Source organism: Muricaecibacterium torontonense (assembly GCF_004793925.1).
Lineage (GTDB): Bacteria > Actinomycetota > Coriobacteriia > Coriobacteriales > Atopobiaceae > Leptogranulimonas > Leptogranulimonas caecicola.
Genome location: NZ_SRYE01000003.1, coordinates 66,092 through 81,275 on the forward strand (window position 1 = coordinate 66,092; position 15,184 = coordinate 81,275).

General features: G+C 56.1%; 15 protein-coding genes and 2 tRNA genes. 15 read left to right on the forward strand and 2 right to left on the reverse strand.

Annotated features, from left to right (window positions below; genetic code table 11):
* Positions 1 to 73 precede the first annotated feature (73 nt).
* From rpsB to E5334_RS05355, 11 genes are all read left to right on the forward strand, one after another.
* On the forward strand, positions 74 to 931 hold the full coding sequence (rpsB, locus tag E5334_RS05305; RefSeq protein ID WP_136012577.1) for a 30S ribosomal protein S2: 858 nt from the start codon (positions 74 to 76) through the stop codon (positions 929 to 931).
* A gap of 177 nt (positions 932 to 1,108) precedes the next feature.
* Positions 1,109 to 1,981: a translation elongation factor Ts gene (gene tsf / locus E5334_RS05310; protein ID WP_136012578.1), complete on the forward strand. Its 873-nt coding sequence runs from the start codon at positions 1,109 to 1,111 to the stop codon at positions 1,979 to 1,981.
* Positions 1,982 to 2,134: 153 nt separating this feature from the next.
* Complete coding sequence (gene pyrH, locus E5334_RS05315) at positions 2,135 to 2,893, forward strand: UMP kinase (RefSeq protein WP_265591234.1); 759 nt, start codon at positions 2,135 to 2,137, stop codon at positions 2,891 to 2,893.
* Positions 2,893 to 3,438, forward strand: a complete 546-nt coding sequence (frr, locus tag E5334_RS05320) for a ribosome recycling factor (protein ID WP_136012580.1) — start codon at positions 2,893 to 2,895, stop codon at positions 3,436 to 3,438. Before pyrH ends, frr begins: the two co-directional genes overlap by 1 nt.
* 2 nt (positions 3,439 to 3,440) lie before the next feature.
* Complete coding sequence (locus E5334_RS05325; RefSeq protein WP_136012581.1) at positions 3,441 to 4,226, forward strand: isoprenyl transferase; 786 nt, start codon at positions 3,441 to 3,443, stop codon at positions 4,224 to 4,226.
* Entirely contained in the window at positions 4,223 to 5,209 is a 987-nt protein-coding gene (locus tag E5334_RS05330) for a phosphatidate cytidylyltransferase (RefSeq protein WP_265591233.1), read from the forward strand. Before E5334_RS05325 ends, E5334_RS05330 begins: the two co-directional genes overlap by 4 nt.
* Positions 5,206 to 6,402, forward strand: a complete 1,197-nt coding sequence (gene dxr, locus E5334_RS05335) for a 1-deoxy-D-xylulose-5-phosphate reductoisomerase (protein WP_275438940.1) — start codon at positions 5,206 to 5,208, stop codon at positions 6,400 to 6,402. Before E5334_RS05330 ends, dxr begins: the two co-directional genes overlap by 4 nt.
* Complete coding sequence (locus E5334_RS05340; RefSeq protein WP_136012582.1) at positions 6,396 to 7,805, forward strand: site-2 protease family protein; 1,410 nt, start codon at positions 6,396 to 6,398, stop codon at positions 7,803 to 7,805. Before dxr ends, E5334_RS05340 begins: the two co-directional genes overlap by 7 nt.
* Position 7,806: 1 nt before the next feature.
* Positions 7,807 to 8,991 (forward strand): flavodoxin-dependent (E)-4-hydroxy-3-methylbut-2-enyl-diphosphate synthase, encoded by a 1,185-nt coding sequence (gene ispG / locus E5334_RS05345; RefSeq protein ID WP_275438941.1) that lies wholly within the window; start codon positions 7,807 to 7,809, stop codon positions 8,989 to 8,991.
* 99 nt (positions 8,992 to 9,090) lie between these two features.
* A complete protein-coding gene (locus E5334_RS05350) occupies positions 9,091 to 10,794 on the forward strand; it encodes a proline--tRNA ligase (protein WP_136012751.1) in 1,704 nt (567 codons plus the stop codon).
* A 141-nt stretch (positions 10,795 to 10,935) separates the two neighbouring features.
* Positions 10,936 to 11,313 (forward strand): hypothetical protein, encoded by a 378-nt coding sequence (locus E5334_RS05355; protein ID WP_136012583.1) that lies wholly within the window; start codon positions 10,936 to 10,938, stop codon positions 11,311 to 11,313.
* A gap of 364 nt (positions 11,314 to 11,677) precedes the next feature.
* On the opposite strand, the gene E5334_RS05360 is transcribed toward E5334_RS05355, so the two are convergent.
* Both E5334_RS05360 and E5334_RS05365 read right to left on the reverse strand, forming a co-directional pair.
* Positions 11,678 to 11,753, reverse strand: a tRNA-Ile gene (locus E5334_RS05360).
* 43 nt (positions 11,754 to 11,796) lie between these two features.
* A tRNA-Ala gene (locus E5334_RS05365) sits at positions 11,797 to 11,872 on the reverse strand.
* Positions 11,873 to 12,400: 528 nt separating this feature from the next.
* Here E5334_RS05365 and E5334_RS08640 point away from each other — a divergent pair.
* From E5334_RS08640 to E5334_RS05380, 4 genes are all read left to right on the forward strand, one after another.
* The gene (locus E5334_RS08640) at positions 12,401 to 12,565 is read left to right on the forward strand and encodes a hypothetical protein (protein ID WP_167604309.1); all 165 of its coding nucleotides are present in this window, start codon (positions 12,401 to 12,403) and stop codon (positions 12,563 to 12,565) included.
* Between the two features lie 3 nt (positions 12,566 to 12,568).
* Positions 12,569 to 13,150, forward strand: coding sequence for a hypothetical protein (locus E5334_RS05370; RefSeq protein ID WP_136012584.1), 582 nt, complete (start codon positions 12,569 to 12,571; stop codon positions 13,148 to 13,150).
* A 69-nt stretch (positions 13,151 to 13,219) separates the two neighbouring features.
* Entirely contained in the window at positions 13,220 to 13,714 is a 495-nt protein-coding gene (locus E5334_RS05375; RefSeq protein ID WP_136012585.1) for a hypothetical protein, read from the forward strand.
* A gap of 368 nt (positions 13,715 to 14,082) precedes the next feature.
* Positions 14,083 to 14,580 (forward strand): hypothetical protein, encoded by a 498-nt coding sequence (locus E5334_RS05380; protein ID WP_136012586.1) that lies wholly within the window; start codon positions 14,083 to 14,085, stop codon positions 14,578 to 14,580.
* Positions 14,581 to 15,184 lie beyond the last annotated feature (604 nt).

A 15,184-nucleotide genomic window follows, 5' to 3' on the forward strand; every position in this document is an offset into this window, starting at 1 on the left:
TCACACCTTTAAGCCAGGGTGTGAGTGGTGGGTCAGGGATGACGTCACGCGGAGGAACAACCGAAGGAGAACAATGGCTGTCAAGATTAACATTAAGACCCTGCTCGACGCCGGCTGCCACTACGGTCACCAGACCCGCCGCTGGAACCCCAAGATGAAGCCCTACATCTTTGGCGAGCGCAATGGCATCTATATCCTCGATCTCAAGCAGACCGTGATCGATGCTGACCAGGCCTATACCTTCCTCAAGAACCTGGCGTCCAAGGGTGGCAACGTCCTTTTCGTGGGAACCAAGAAGCAGGCTCAGGAGCCCGTGGCTACTCAGGCTGAGCGTTGCGGCATGCCCTACATCAACAACCGTTGGCTGGGCGGCGTGCTCACCAACTTTGTCACCATGCGCTCCCGTATCGACCGTATGATGGAGCTCGAGGCTATGATCGAGGACGGCCGCATGGCTCTGCTCCCCAAGAAGGAGCAGGCTCTGCTCAACAAGGAGCTGGACAAGCTTCAGCGCAACCTGGGTGGCGTGCGCGACATGAAGGCTCTGCCCCAGGCCCTCTTTGTGGTGGACACCAAGCGCGAGGAGATCGCCATCCGCGAGGCTCGTCGCCTGAAGATCCCCGTAGTGGCCCTGCTGGACACCAACTCCGATCCTGACGTGGTGGATTACGGCATCCCCGCCAACGACGATGCCATCCGCTCCGTCTCCCTTATGTGCGAGCTCATCGCTGACGCCATTTTGGCTGGCAAGGGCCAAGAGCAGATCACCGCTGAGGAGATGGCCGCCCCTGCCGTCACCAGCGCCGTAGAGAACCAGATCCTCGACGTGCAACCTGAGATCTCTGCTGACAAAGCCCCCGTTGAGGTCGAGGGGCAGACCATCGAGTCTGTAACCACCCCTGACGTTGCTGAGGCTCCTGCCGGCAACTAACCCGTTAGTGTGGCTTGGTGATCTACCAGGCTTTGCGGGCTGCAGTTGCAGTAGGTCTTTTTAACAAGGATTCCTGCGACTGCAGCCCTTCTTGGATGCATCGGCATCCTTTTAGTCCCCTAGAAGATGAACTTTATAAGGCATCTTCCTATCACCTAAAGAAAGGCGGTCTGCCCTATGGCAACCAAGATCACCGCTCAGATGGTTAAGACCCTGCGCGAGATGACTGATTCGCCCATGATGGAGTGCAAGAAGGCCCTGGTTGAGGCTGAGGGCGACCTGGAAAAGGCCGTAGATGTGCTGCGCACCATGGGTATCGCCAAGGCCGTGAAGAAAGCTGGCCGCGACACCAACGAGGGCACCGTGGGCGCCTATGTCACCCCCGATGGCCACGCTGGCGCGCTGGTCGAGGTCTCTTGCGAGACCGACTTCGTGGGTTCTAACCCCAAGTTCACCGGCTTCGCGGCACAGCTGGCCCAGGTCGTTGCCGAGAAGAACCCCGCAGACGTCGAGGCTCTCAAGGCTCTGCCCATGAATGAGAACGAGACGGTGGACGCCGCTCTCACCGAGCTCATCCACACCATGGGCGAGAACATGAAGATCGCCCGCATCGTTCGTCGCGAGATTGCTGACGGCGCTTTGGCTGGCTATGTTCACGGCGGCAAGCTGGCAGACCTGGTGGAGTTCTCCTTCACCAAGCCTGACACCTTCGATACCCAGGCTTTCAAGACCTTCGCTCACGACGTAGCTATGCAGGTGGCGGCCGCTCAGCCCGTGGCTGCCCGCATCGAGGACGTCCCCGCCGAGACCATCGAGCATGAGATGTCCATCTATAAGAAGCAGGCTGCTGAGTCCGGCAAGCCTGAGGCCATCCAGGAGCGCATGGCTGAGGGCCGTCTCAATAAGTACTACAAAGAGAACGTCCTCACCGAGCAAGCCTTCATCAAGGATGGCGACATGAGCATTCGCCAGTATGCCGAGAAGACCTCTAAAGAGGTGGGCGACACCATCGAGATCGTCGCCTTCGATCGTTTTGCTTTTGGTGAGTAGCTCCTAAGGGCATCTTTTTTAGATTGAGCTCTTGGATTCAAGGGTCTCATTCCATGGTTTTAGCAAGCGGGACCGGCATCAGTCGGTCCCGCTTTCTCATCTGGGCTAGAATAGGGCGGAATGTGCCTATCCCAATACCTAGGGGAGCTACTTGTGGATACCACTGCTCTTTCGACTCAAAAAGACGATCGTTACAAATATCATCGCGTGCTTCTTAAACTCTCTGGCGAGGCCCTTATGGGGCAAGGCGACTACGGCATCGACTCAGCCATGCTTGAACACCTCGCTCAAGAGATCAAATCCATCTATGACGATGGCATCCAAATTGGCATCGTCGTAGGCGGAGGCAATATCTTCCGCGGAATGGCCGGTGCCGCCTCCGGTATGGATCGCGCACAGGCAGACTATATGGGCATGTTGGCCACGGTGATGAATGCTTTGGCCTTGCAGGACGCCTTTGAGAAGGCGGGCATGACCACTCGTGTCATGAGCGCTATTGAGATGCATGAGGTGGCAGAAACCTATATTCGCCGTCGTGCCATCAGGCATCTAGAGAAGGGCCGCGTGGTGATATTTGCCGCCGGTACCGGCAATCCCTATTTCACCACCGATACCGCAGCTGCCCTGCGCGCCTGCGAGATCGACGCAGATTGCCTTATGAAGGCTACCAAGGTTGACGGCATCTATGATAAAGACCCTATGAAACATCAGGATGCCGTGCGCTTCGATGAGATTAGCTATAGGGACGTGCTTGCTAAAAACCTTAAGGTGATGGATGCCACCGCAACCGCTTTGAGCCAAGACAACGATATGCCTATCATTGTCTTCAACATTGATGACGAGCATGTCTTCAAAAAGGCCCTGTTGGGCGAGATGGTTGGAACCACTGTGGTGGGGGAGGAGACCCTCTAATGAGCGACATTATGTCTGTGACCGAGTCCAAGATGGACAAGTGCCTAGATGCCCTCAAGGCCAACTTCGCCAAAGAGCGCACGGGCCGTGCCAACCCCCATGTGCTCGATAGCATCATGGTGGACTACTATGGCGTAGAGACCCCTGTGACCCAGCTGGCTGGCGTCAAGGTGCCTGAGGCCACCATGCTTTTGGTGGAGCCCTGGGACAAGTCGGTCCTCAATGCCATCGAGAAGGCCATTCGTAATTCGGACCTAGGCATCAACCCCAGCAATGACGGTGTGGCCATCCGCCTGCCCTTCCCGGCTCCCACCGAGGAGCGCCGCCGCGAGCTGGTCAAGGCCTGCAAGGGCTACGCAGAGGAAGCTCGTGTGGCAGTGCGCAATGTGCGCCGCGACGCCAATGCAAAGATCGAGCGCGACGAGGAAAACTCTGAGGATGGTGTGCGCCGCGAGCAGGCAGCCGTCCAAAAGCTCACCGATTCCTACATCAAGAAGATCGACGAGTTGCTCAAGACTAAAGAAGCCGAGGTCATGGAGATCTAAGGGTGCAGCCTAAGGCAGAAGAGCTGGAGCTTCACTACGCAGAGGCTCCCCAAGACATTTCGCTGGCAGATATCGATCTCGATCATCTGCCAGCTCATATTTCTATCATCATGGACGGCAACGGGCGCTGGGCTACCAAGCAAGGACTCAAGCGCGCAGCTGGCCATATGGCAGGCGTCGATGCGTTGCGTGAGATCATCACCTCTTGCGTGCGTTTGGGCATCGACGTGCTGAGCGCCTATGCGTTTTCCACTGAGAACTGGCATAGACCTCAAGAAGAGGTGGATATGCTTATGCACCTCTTTGCCACCACGCTCATCAACGAGTTGCCGCTCTTTGACCAGGAGAACGTCAAGCTCGTCTTTTTGGGTGACCTTACCTCGCTGCCGCAAGAGACTCGCGATGTGTTCCAAGAGGGACTCGACCACACTAGCGACCACACAGGCATGGTGCTGGCCTTGGCGGTGAACTACGGTTCGCGAGCAGAGATTGCCCGTGCTGCCCGCGAGCTTGCCTTAGAGGTGGTCAATGGCGAGCGCGATGCCAACTCCATCGATCCAGAAGCTATTGCTTCTCATCTCTACACCGCAGGGCTTCCAGACCCGGATCTGCTCATTCGCACCTCCGGCGAGCTGCGGCTCTCCAACTATCTGCTGTTCCAACTAGCCTATTCAGAGTTTTATATCACACCCGTGCTCTGGCCCGACTTTGATCGCTGGGATCTCTTGCGCGCCATCGCATCTTTCCAGGGTCGAGACCGGCGTTTCGGGGGAGTGGAAGAGGCGTGATCGATCCCTCTGATTCCCGCTCTCAGCCAAAACCGGATATTCCAGATGCCGAGAAGACCGAAGGCCTCGATACTGCCATTCATCACTATGAGCAAAATCGCGAGCGTCGGGAGACTCTGAGACTTGAGGGTGCCACCCGCTCCAGCAAGGTCCGCAGGCTCTCAGAAAAGATGCTCACCCGTACTCTCTCGGGCATTCTCTATTCCATCGTGGTGATTATCTGCCTCTTTTGGGGAGCCATTCCCACGGCTTTGCTCTTCTCGGCAATGGCTTGGCTTTGCTGCTCGGAGTTTTTCCGCATGTCTCGCATGATGGGTCGTATGCCCAACGAACTCATTGGTCTGGCGGCTGCGGTAGCCTTCGCGCTTTCGCCGCTGTTCCCGCCGCTTACGCTCACCGCCATCTTTTCTGTGTTGGTGTTGGCCACGGGCGTGTGGTACGTGTGGACAGCGAGGGCTTCGGTATCCGATGCTGCAGTCACCGTCTTTGCTCCAATCTACACGGGCTATCTGCTGAGCGCTGTCACCAGCATTCGACTCATGCACGGTAGCGCCACCTACTTTGGCGTGAGTGCCGAGGCAGTGCTTTGCTTTGGGGTCATTGCCTCTATCTGGATGAACGATGCGGTGGCCTACCTTGTGGGATCTCGCTGGGGGAGCCATCGCATGGCTCCAAAGATCAGCCCTCATAAAACTTGGGAGGGCTTTGCCGGCGGCATCGTGGGGTCCATTGGGGTATGGCTGCTTATGTATGCCATTCATTTGCCTGGAGTGAGCCTTCCCATCGCCCTGTTGGGGGGTGTGGGTGTAGGAACCATCGGTGTCATCGGCGACCTCTTTGAGTCCAGGCTCAAGCGCTCGGCAGGCGTCAAAGATTCAGGCAATTTCATCCCTGGCCATGGCGGCATGCTCGATCGCACCGATTCCATTCTTTTTGGCGTAATGACTGCTTATTTCATTCTTCGTTTGGGAGGCCTCGCGTGAATATCATCGATGACCGCGCACTCGTGAGACGTAAGAAGCCTCTGCGCGTTGCCATCCTGGGAAGCACCGGGTCCATTGGAACCCAGGCCCTGGATGTCTGTGCTCAGCATTCGGATAAAGTGCAGGTGGTGGCCCTTGCCGCTGCCACTCGCACTGCAGAGCTGGTAGATCAAGCTTGTAAGTTCCATCCCCGGGTTGTTGCGGTGGCAGACAAGGCCCATGCGCAAGACGGCGCGTTGGATAACTTGCCCTCTGGTTGCGAGCTGCTGTCGGGGCCTGACGGAGTTGCCGAGCTCTGCCAGCGCGACGACGTGGATTGCGTGCTCGTCTCTGTTGTGGGCGAAGCCGGCATTTATGCGGCTTATGCAGCACTGGCGGCACACAAAATCGTGGCTTTGGCCAACAAAGAGTCCTTGGTGGCAGGCGGCGACCTGCTCATGCCCATGGCTGCCCCCGGCAGGCTCATCCCGGTAGACTCTGAGCACTCGGCCATCTTCCAGTGTCTCCAAGGTGCTAATTCTAAAGAGCTTGCGCGCATCTGGCTCACCTGCTCGGGTGGTCCATTCTATGGCTGGGACGCCCAAAAGCTCGCAGAGGTCACCGCTCAGAGGGCGCTGGCCCATCCCACCTGGTCCATGGGGCCAAAGATCACCATTGACTCGGCCACTCTCATGAACAAGGGCTTAGAGGTCATCGAGGCCCATCATCTCTTTGACGTGCCGGTGGATGACATTCAAGTGCTTATCCATCCTCAATCAAAGGTTCATTCTATGGTGGAGTTTTGCGACGGCTCCACCATCGCTCAGTTGGGCCCCTCGGACATGCGCATTGCCATTCAGTACGCCTTTTCCTATCCAGATCGCTGGGAGGCGCCGTGTCCTGATGTGGATTGGCGCGACGCGGGCTCCCTTACCTTTGGCTCGCCTGATACTAGCGTATTCCGCTGCTTGGCTTTGGCGCTCGAGGCAGGCCGGGCTGGGGGCACGCTGCCTTGTGCTATGAATGCGGCCAATGAAGTGGCTAATGGCGCATTTAGAAATGGCGTCATTGGCTTTACCGACATCGCCTCGGTAGTGGAGTCTGTCATAGACACCACCCAGGTAGAGCCGGTAGTCTCGCTGGAGCAAATCTCACAGGTGGACTCCGCTGCACGCCAGCAAGCCCGCAAGGTCATCGGAGGTCTCTCATGCTAGCGGGATTGGGGGGAGCGGTCTCCGCGATCATCTGGGGTCTGCTGCTGCTATCTGTTCTGGTCTTTGTCCATGAAGGCGGCCATTTTCTGGCCGCGCGCATCCTGGGCATCCGCGTCAAAGAGTTCTTCTTGGGCATGCCCTGTCGCTTTAGGCTGGCAAAAGCCTCCAGGCGCTACGGCACCGTCTATGGCGTAACCCCCATTCTGCTGGGCGGCTACACCATGGTGTGCGGCATGGAGGGCGAAGAGAGCCCCTATCTGGCTCAGGCGCTGGCCTGTGTCATGAAGCACGGGCGCGTCTCGGTAGCCCAGGTAGCTCGCGAGGTGGGCTGCACTCCCGCAGAGGCGGGCGACGCCCTCATGACCCTCACAGACTGGGGTTCCATCGAGCCCTTCGAGCCTCAACAGGACGATACGCTTCCAGCATCTGCCAGCTCTGAAGACCCCGATGCCACTGCTGCCGAGAAGGACTTCTTCCAAACCCTGGCCCGCGATCCTCGGCTTCTCACCTGCTACGACAAGGGCCATGACTTTGACGCCTCTGGCACCACCCAGGCAGGCGAGCCTCATCCCATCGATGATCCGGCGGCTTTTCTGGCTCACGAGCGCGCACATACCTATCTGGCCCATGGCTTTTGGGGCCGCACCTTTGTGCTGGTGAGCGGTGTAACCATCAATATTTTATGCGGACTGCTGCTGGTGGTACTGGTGCTTACCCTTTGGGGTGTGACCACCTCTACCAACGAGCCTGTACTGGGAGCAGTTGTAGAAGGGTCGCCGGCGGCTCAGGCAGGGCTTGTGGCAGGGGATCGCATGGTCTCTGTCAATGGCACTCCTACAGACACGTGGGAAGCCTTTGCGCTCCAACTGCAAGAGGCCATCGATCAGGGAAGCTCCATGGACATCTCCTATGAGCACGATGGCCAGCAGCGCTCTGTGACAGTGATGGCAGACCCTGAGACCCAGCGTATTGGCGTCCAGGCGCAAACTCAGCAAGTGCGTCTAGGTCTTGGCGAGGCACTCTCTTACGCTGCCAACTATGTGGCCACTACCGCGATCTACATCTCCCAGCTCTTCCAACCGGCACACTTCTCCCAGGTCATCGAGAATTCTTCCTCGGTGGTGGGCATCTCGGTCATGGCCAGCCAAGCGGCGAGCCAAGGATTGGCTTCCTTCGCCATTTTGGCCGCTGCCGTCTCTCTGAGCCTGGGCTTCATGAACCTTTTGCCCATCCCTCCCTTGGACGGAGGCAAGATCGTCATCGAGGCTATCCAGGCCATCCGCAAGAAACCGGTGTCTCTCAAGCTCCAAAGCACCGTCTCTATGGTGGGTATCGCCCTCTTCATGCTGCTGTTCTTCGTGCTCTTGCGCCAAGACATCATCCGATTTGTCTTTGGAGGCTAACGTGGAAGACCTTCGTCCCACACCTGCTCAGGCAGCGATCATCGCCCATCCTGCCCTTGCCGAGAAATCCTCTCCTCAGCCTCCTGCATCTCATTCAGCGGCAGAGGCGCCCTTCTGCCGTGACCTCACGCGCCCGGTATTTGTGGGTGGGGTGCAGGTAGGGGGAGGGGCACCGGTGGCGGTGCAGTCCATGACCAACACCAAAACCCAGGATCCTCAGGCTACGCTGGCGCAAATTCATGCGCTGGCAGAGGCAGGCTGTGAGATTGTCCGCGTGGCAGTGCCTACCAAAGATGCCCTGGACGGCTTTGGCGAGATCTGTACTCAGAGTCCGCTGCCGGTAGTGGCAGACATCCATTTTGACCACCGCTTGGCTATTGAAGCCATTGCCCGTGGCGCTTCTGCCATTCGCATCAATCCCGGAAACATTGGCTCCTGGGACAAAGTGGATGCGGTAATCGATGCGGCCGGCAACGCTTCTGTGCCCATTCGTATAGGTGTGAATGCCGGCTCGCTCGACCCTGCCATCGATGCCCGCGAAGATCTCACTCAACCCCAAAAGCTCACTCAAAGTGCGGTGTCCTTTGTCCGCCACTTTGAAGAGCGTGGGTTTACCTCCATCGTTCTTTCGGCCAAGACCCACTCGGTGCCCTCCACCATCAAAGCCAACCGTGAATTGGCTCGAGTGCTACCTCATATCCCTTTGCACCTAGGCGTTACCGAGGCAGGCACGCTGCAAGCGGGCACCATCAAAAACACCAGCGCTCTGTCAGTGCTTTTAGCAGAGGGCATCGGGGATACCATTCGCGTTTCGCTCACTGCAGACCCGCTGGAAGAGATCGGTGTCGCCTGGTCCATCCTTCAGGTGTTGGGCCTTAGGCGCCGGTCGCCAGAGATCGTGAGCTGCCCTACCTGCGGGCGTTGCCAGATCGATCTTATCGGCTTGGCCTCTGAGGTAGAGGAGCGTCTCAAGAGTGTAAAAGCTCCCATATCGGTGGCAGTCATGGGCTGCGTGGTCAATGGCCCGGGCGAAGCCAAGGCAGCCGATATAGGCATTGCCGGAGGTCGAGGCCAAGGCCTACTCATCGCCGGCGGCGAGGTGGTGGGCAAGGTGACAGAAGATCGCATCGTGGATGCCCTGATGGAAGAGATCGAGGCGCGTTTTTCTGCCAACGATCAATCCTAGGCTCTACCGGGTAGGATAAGTGCCGGTTGGAGATAGACTTCAGCCGATGGATGCGCAAGTCATGCGCGATAGGAGAAAGCTGTGAACACCTTTCAGCGAATGAGCGCCCTCTATGCGCCCACTTTAAAAGAGGATCCTGCGGATGCAGACTTGGCAAGCCACCGCTTGCTGCTTCGTGCCGGCATGATTCGAAAGACCGCAGCCGGCCTCTACAGTTATCTGCCGCTGGCCTGGCGCTCCCTGCAAAAGATCGAGGCCATCGTGCGCGACGAGATGGACACCCACGGCGCTCAAGAACTGCTCATGCCTATCCTCACTCCCGCAGAGCTTTGGGAAGAGTCGGGGCGTTGGGATGTGTACGGTCCCGAGCTTATGCGCATTTCCGATCGCCATGAGCGCGCCTTTGCCTTAGGTCCTACCCACGAGGAGACCATCACCGATCTGGTAAAGGGGGAGCTTCGCAGCTACAAACAGCTGCCGGTGAACCTCTATCAAATCCAGGACAAGTTCCGCGACGAGCTTCGTCCTCGCTTTGGCCTTATGCGTGGCCGCGAGTTCATCATGAAGGATGCCTACTCCTTCGACGCAGACGTCGAGGGCATGAAGCGCACCTACGACCAGATGTATGACGCCTACTCCGGCGTGTGCGACCGCTGCCGCATCCAGGCAGTGCCTGTGGATGCGGATTCCGGCCAGATCGGAGGCTCGGGTTCCATCGAGTTCATGGCCCTTTCTGAGTCTGGCGAGGCGTCGCTGGTCTACTGCGAATGCGGCTACGCTGCCGATGAGGAAGCGGCCACCGCGCTCATCACCGTCACCGACGGCCCGGAGACCCACAATCATGAGCTGGAGCTCTTGGACACCCCCAATGTCCACACCATTGACGAGCTGGCAGCATTCCTCGATGTCCCGGCTTCGAGCACCCGCAAGGCCATCGCGCTGGTAGATGGCGAGGGCGATCCTGTGGTGTGCATCATTCCCGGAGATCATGAGCTCAACGAGATCAAGGCTGAGCACGCCTTTGGCTCATATCACCTCATGACCGACGAGGAGCTGGAGAGTTTTGGTCTTTACAAGGGTTGCATTGGCCCCGTGGGGCTGCCTGAGGGCATTCGCTGCATCTGCGACATCTCCCTCAAGGAATCCCTTAACTGGGTGGTGGGCGCCAATAAGCCCGAGTCCCACTATCTTGGCGCCCGTCCTGAGCGCGACTTCGCTCCCGACGCCTGGGAGGACTTGGCGAGCGCCCAAGCCGGCGATGGCTGCCCGGTATGCGGGAAGCCCTTATCGGCAGCCCGTGGTATCGAGATGGGCCAGATCTTCCAATTGGGCGACAAATACAGCCGCGCCCTCAACGCCACCTTCCTGGACAAGGACGGCAAAGAGCAGTACTTCCAGATGGGGTGCTACGGCATTGGCGTGAGCCGCACGCTGGCTGCCATCGTTGAACAGCATCATGACGACTCTGGAATTGCATGGCCGGTATCGGTGGCGCCCTTCGAGGTGGAGGTGCTCGCGCTCGACATCAACGACGATATGGTGTGGCCCGCCGCCATGGGCGTGTGTGACCAGCTGGTAGACGCCGGCATCCAAACCCTGCTGGACGACCGCAAGGAGCGTCCGGGCGTCAAGTTCAACGATGCCGACCTTCTGGGCCTGCCTTACCAGATCATCTTTGGCAAGCGCGCGGTGGCCAACGGCGTCTGCGAGCTCAAGGATCGCGCCACTGGCGAGCGCACTGAGCTTCCCATCGCCGACGTCGCCGCCCACGTGGCATCGCTGGTCATCCCTCAGCGCGCCTAAACCTTCGAAATAGCAGGCCTGCCGGCGCAGCCTTTTAACTATCTTGCTACCGAGAAACTCCTGCTGCCAAGGGTAGGGGCTTCTCGGTCGCGCTATGAGAGGTGCGGTCTCGAACCAGGCTTACTGGACAAAAAGCGTGCTGTGAATTGGGACGTTGACGCAGGTCAACGTCCCTTTTTTGGGTTTTTAAATCTGGAAGGCTATTTTCACACGGGGACCCTGACAGAGGGTGTGCTATCAAAAGCACTATCACCCCAGATGAAGGCTGCAGAATCGAGCCGTTACATCCTAGAGGCAGGAGGGCTCGATGAAAAAGGTGATCTATGGAGTCTGCTGGGCCAAGATGTAGAGGAGCGACAACGCTTGCGACTACTAAGTACATTTCTTCCGTACATTTCCTTCGGCATGTGCCTACTAAGTACAATTGAATATGAAACCAACTCTGTGAGCTTGGGTGATGTGATACTTAAATATAAAGTGACGCAGATTTTGGGCAAAATTGGCCTACTAAGTACTTAGTAGGCGCGAATGCATGGAATGGTACTTAGTAGGCATGAAATGCCGCTCAGTCCAAACTCCATCTGCCCTGCGTCCCCATCTCGCAGGTGGATCTGCTTTTGACTTTCCAGAATTTACCTGGGGGCTTTGCAGTTTGAAAGCAGCTCTACTTTCAAACTGCCCCCTTCTGAGCCCGAAGGGTACTTATAAATAATAAAGGTAGATTTGGCCTACAGATTGAGGGGTGTTGACGCAGGTCTGACACAGGCCACCATCCCTTATCACAGCACGCTTTTTGTCCTAAAAGCCTCGAACCAAGAAACAGGATCTTGTGAGAGAAAAGCCCCCTAGTTGCTATGTTCGCAGCTAGGAGGCTATTTTTTTGTGGTGGGCCCAGTAGGATTCGAACCTACGACCAAAGGATTATGAGTCCTCTGCACTGACCGCTGTGCTATAGGCCCTTATACGAAAAAAGGCGACGGTCAAACCGCCGCCTGCAATGCGTGGTGGAGATAAGGGGGATCGAACCCCTGACCTCATGACTGCCAGTCATGCGCTCTCCCAGCTGAGCTATATCCCCGTGGGTTGGTGCGAGAGCTATATTAACAGAAGCGCGCGCTCATGCAAACCCGAATCTGCTTTTGTTTGGATCGAGGATAAGAACTCCTCGTATACACGTGTCCTTGAGGTCAAGCTGTCTTGGAGGATGAGATGGCATAGAGAAATGCATAGGCAATGCACTATCGGGAGAGCCAGGGAAATGAATTGGGGAGCGCTACTTAGGAACTCAGGCATAATTTAAACAACTGAAAACAAACAGAATAACAAATAGATATACTTAATTACGAAGCCCTAACGTTAAAGAAGCACTTAGGAGCTAAGTAGGATTCGAACATTATCAATATCCGCGATGGCGGCTTCCTGCAAGTCAAACATGTCTCCCTAGAGAGAGGGCCCCGTATGCAATGCAAAGCTATTAAGGCCTGGTATAACCTATGCGCATATGCGACGGGGCTTCCCTATGAAAAGAAGGCTACCGTTTTTGCTAATCTGCACCGCCCTTTGCATGAGTATCCTACCAATAGATACCAGGGCACAAGCTTTGGAAATGGGCAAGATCGGCAGCTATAACAGCACCTCGGATGGGAATACCGGGCTTTTGGCTCATGCAGATATTTCCTATGTTGATGAAAACAATAAACTAGCTACCCTGACGGAGCCCTATACAGCCGTTACCAATGCAGCTTCGGCAAGCACCTGGAAAGATGGCTGATATGTGGTGGACGGCTCAGTCGATATTATCGACACGATAACCGTCGAGGGCGACGTTAGACTGATCCTGTGCGACGGAGCGAAGCTGACCACTAAGAACATCTGCGTGAACGAGGACAACACCTTCTCGGTATACGGTCAGAGCGGTAATACTGGCTCGCTTACGTCAAGGATATCGCATAACACGGCTCCTGGCATTGGCGGAGGACGCTTCAAAAACGGTGGGAACATCAATTTATATGGTGGAATCGTTTATGCCCAGCGTGGAAAGGAGGGCGCAGGAATAGGTGGAAACGCTTCATGCGGTCATGGGGGCACCGTCAGAATTTACGGCGGAACGGTTACCGCCGTCGGAGGAACGGAGAACGGCGCCGGAATAGGCGGTGGCGGCTGGGATCAGAGCTATACTAAGGGGCCTTATGGCGGCAACGGTGCCGATGTCGTTGTCCGTGGTGGCATCGTGACCGCAACTGGTGGCGGCAGTGCGCCATCTATCGGCGCCGGTGGTTCTTCAAACAATCACGGCAGCTTCTCAACCGGGGAAAACGGCAGTGCAGTTATCTTTGCCAGTGCCCTTGGAGATTAGTCGAGGAAGGGCCAGTGGAGCGGGATCATCTTCATTGGTAATTCTGGAACCGTCTACAAAGACCAGACGTTGGCGAAAAGCCTGACTATCGACAGAGGCAAGACTCTGACCGTTCCAGAGAACATGCGCTTTACCATGCCGGAAGGAGTGTCCCTAACCAATGAAGGGACCATATACGATAACGGCATTGTCATCAGAGAGGGCTCCATCATCAACAATGGGACCATTCTCTGCAAGGTTACAAAACAATTCACCAATCTTGTGGCCGACAATGGGAGCGACTATATCACACAGGGGATAAATTACTCCACTACGCTGACTGCAACTAATGGCCGCCTGTTGCCGTTGAGAATCGCTGCGAGTGTGGGAGGCAAAGCACTGGAGGCTGGAAGCGGCGCGTATTCCTATGATTCTGCTACAGGAAGACTTACGATCGATAGATCTGGAATCACTGGGGCCATCACCATTTCAGCTGCTGACGCCGTTGCCATAAACGAAGTGGGCGTCACGATAGCTTTGCCCCAAGGAGAGAGGCCTCTTGCCACAGAGGCAAGAGGGCATTGAGAACGTCGCGCTCTATTGGACTGGTACTGAGAACAATCCTGTCGCCGGAAATGCTTGCTATTATCCCTGGTGCTACAAGGCTCATATGATGATTGTGCCTATGGAAGGGTTCCACCCAGGTATCGGTGAACAGCGAAGGTATAGAAGAGAGAGCACTCGATGCTGACGGTACCTTGAAGGTCGCAAGCCCATACTATTCCAACCGGGTAAAGCTCCTTGGCATCACGCAGCCTAAGGACATCTTCGGTGTGGCAAGTGGCACAGAAAAGACTGCCTCAGCGCTCGGGCTTCCTTCCACAGTCAATATAGATACTGAATCGCAGAGCATCCACTTTGCTGCAGTCACTTGGGATCTGGATGATTAGGTAATGGGCAGCTATGATCCTTCAAGTCCAAAAGAGCAGGCATTTCAGGTGAAAGGTGTCATAGCCCTGCCTGAGGAAGTCGCCAACCCGGACAATATTCCTCTCGAAGTCATCTTTGGTGTAACGGTGCGTGGCGCATCGGCTGGTGACCATAGTCACAACTGGGAGACATTCTATGAGTGGAGAGAAGACGGCAGATCCTACATGGCAACCCGCGTTTGCACTATAGATGCAAGCCATATAGAATCGGCCCGCGCTGCAGTAAGCGGCCAGGTTTCAAAAGCTGCCGACTGCACGAACGTAGGGGAGGCCCTTTATGCGGCTATATTTGCTGAAGATTGGGCACACAGGCAAACCAAGACTGTCGCAAACATCCTCGCTACAGGACACAAGCTCATACGAACAGAAGCGAATGCGGCTAGTTGCGCCGAAGCGGGCAACACCGAGTACTTGACGTGCGAGGCATGCGGCAAGGTTTTTTTGACGACAAGGATGGCATGATGGAGATCGAGCCCGAGAGCACTGCGGTTCGGGCGGCTGGCCACCATTACGTGGATGGCAGGTGCACAGTTTGTGGCGCTTCCTTAGCCACAAACAAGATTGCTTTGCCACAAACGGGCGGCACCGGCTCTTTGCAGCCGTTGTTTGCCGTACTGCTTGCATCAGGCAAAACCCTGGTTGCTTCGGCTCGCAGCGTCTCGAAGCGCAACAGTTAGAAAGAGGGTCTCTCCAACTGATCTGATGTACAAGGCAAAAGGCAGCCGGCTCTAGGTTGCTCCCCTAGAATACCTGCGGGTTTATATGAAGCGCCCTATGGGGCGCTTTTTTATGCGCATGAGCTGCTCTAAGCATATAGGCCATCATATATGCATAAATAACGGATTGTCACTTAATTAAATATTAAAAATGCCACTGATAGCCCAAATGAATCCCCTGTATGAAATTTAGGGAGTAGTCAGATTCTGGATGATTTACTATTATCATGAAATGTGAAAGCTATACATATACAAATAGAGCAAGAGCTTAAGGTATTTCTCTCTAATGATGCCTCTAGCTTGGATCTTGAAGGAGTGAGGGTGGCCACTGTGCTTTTTCATGCGTCTAC

What these genes read in the sequence shown, in the direction of transcription:
- E5334_RS05380 (WP_136012586.1), top strand. Translation starts at nt 14,083, where the DNA reads ATGGGCAGCTATGATCCTTCAAGTCCAAAAGAGCAGGCATTTCAGGTG.
- rpsB (WP_136012577.1), top strand. Translation starts at nt 74, where the DNA reads ATGGCTGTCAAGATTAACATTAAGACCCTGCTCGACGCCGGCTGCCAC.
- E5334_RS05350 (WP_136012751.1), top strand. Translation starts at nt 9,091, where the DNA reads ATGAGCGCCCTCTATGCGCCCACTTTAAAAGAGGATCCTGCGGATGCA.
- E5334_RS08640 (WP_167604309.1), top strand. Translation starts at nt 12,401, where the DNA reads ATGGGCAAGATCGGCAGCTATAACAGCACCTCGGATGGGAATACCGGG.
- tsf (WP_136012578.1), top strand. Translation starts at nt 1,109, where the DNA reads ATGGCAACCAAGATCACCGCTCAGATGGTTAAGACCCTGCGCGAGATG.
- E5334_RS05340 (WP_136012582.1), top strand. Translation starts at nt 6,396, where the DNA reads ATGCTAGCGGGATTGGGGGGAGCGGTCTCCGCGATCATCTGGGGTCTG.
- frr (WP_136012580.1), top strand. Translation starts at nt 2,893, where the DNA reads ATGAGCGACATTATGTCTGTGACCGAGTCCAAGATGGACAAGTGCCTA.